This is a genomic window from Pseudovibrio sp. POLY-S9 (genome assembly GCF_001431305.1).
GTDB lineage: Bacteria > Pseudomonadota > Alphaproteobacteria > Rhizobiales > Stappiaceae > Pseudovibrio.
This window is the reverse complement of record NZ_LCWX01000135.1, coordinates 1-1,354: the sequence shown is the minus strand read 5'-3', so window position 1 is coordinate 1,354 and position 1,354 is coordinate 1. Positions and strand designations below refer to the sequence as shown.

The 1,354-nt window shown below is 46.2% G+C and carries 1 protein-coding gene; it reads left to right on the top strand.

Annotated elements, in window-relative coordinates:
* Window positions 1–86: 86 nt before the first annotated feature.
* Window positions 87–1,325, top strand: coding sequence for an ISL3 family transposase (locus PPL9_RS11795; RefSeq protein WP_082596787.1), 1,239 nt, complete (start codon window positions 87–89; stop codon window positions 1,323–1,325).
* Window positions 1,326–1,354 lie beyond the last annotated feature (29 nt).

Here is a 1,354-nt window from a genome sequence, read left to right as displayed (position 1 = left end):
GGCTCTCCTTCCATTATGTAGGGTCTTTAACCCTTGTTTCATAAGGGATATAGTGAGCTATCAATAACTGGAATGTCGCGGTTTTTATGAGCCAAATCAACATCCCCCTAGATATAGAATCCCTTGATATAGTTGCGCAAACTATTGATGATGAAGGGAATTTCATTCTTGATGTTGTCAGTAAGAACGACCACAGCACTTGTCATAAGTGCGGAAAACCCGCGACAAAACGCAATGGTAAGGCTCCCTCGAGACTGGTCCGGCACCTGCCTCTTCTTGATAGGCCGGTTTATTTGCGCATTACGCCAGTTCGGTATAGCTGCGAGCATTGCGATGATCATCCAACGACAACAGAGCAATACGACTGGTGTGAGCACAACGCCTCTGTGACGAAAGGGTTAGAAAAATACCTGATGCGGAGCTTGATCCATAGCACCGTCGAGGACGTTGCTAAAAAGGAGCAACTGGGCCCAAAGCTTATTCAAGCGGTTTTGGCCCGGCAGGTAGACATCAGCGTAGACTGGAGCACGATTGTGGCTCTTGAAACGCTTGGTATTGACGAAATAGCCTTGAAAAAAGGGCACCGGTCCTATGTGACGGTAGTGAGCGCCAAACCAAAGAGCAACAGCCCGATTGTCCTCGCCGTGCTTGAAGGTCGTTCGAAAGAAGATGTCAAAGCGTTCTTAAAGTCGATCCCTGAGCCTTTGAAGCAAACCGTGAAGCATGTTTGTACTGACATGTACGATGGCTATATCAATGCAGCAACCGAAGTATTTGGCGAGCAAAAACTGGTAGTTGATCGTTATCACGTCGCAAAACTGTATCGTCGGCCATTGGATAAGCTCAGAACTAAAGAAATGGCACGGCTTAAATCTGAGCTAGCACCTCAGGACTACGATAAGCTTGAAGGCATGATGTGGATTTTGAGACAACACAACGAGTGTTTATCTCAGGCGGATAAAGACAAACTGCATCACCTCTATAAACACTCACCCATTTTGAAGCAGGCTCATCATTATGCACTGCGGCTGACCCACATTTTTAACAGCCACAGCAGCAGAAAGTCAGCTCTTGCCAAGATCAACCGCTGGATCAAAGCAGTCGGGAAGAGTGGCCTGCGCAATTTTGATTGCTTTATCAAAACCCTAGTTAAAAACAAAGGATACATTGCCAACTATTTCAAGGGCAGAAAGACCAGCGGTTTTGTTGAAGGGCTCAACAACAAGATCAAAGTTGTGAAGCGCCGGTGCTACGGTCTGTTCAATACTCAAACGATATTCCAGCGGTTGTTTCTGGATCTGCAAGGCTATGAAAAATACGTCTGATTAGTTTTCTACAAAATGGCAGGAGAGCC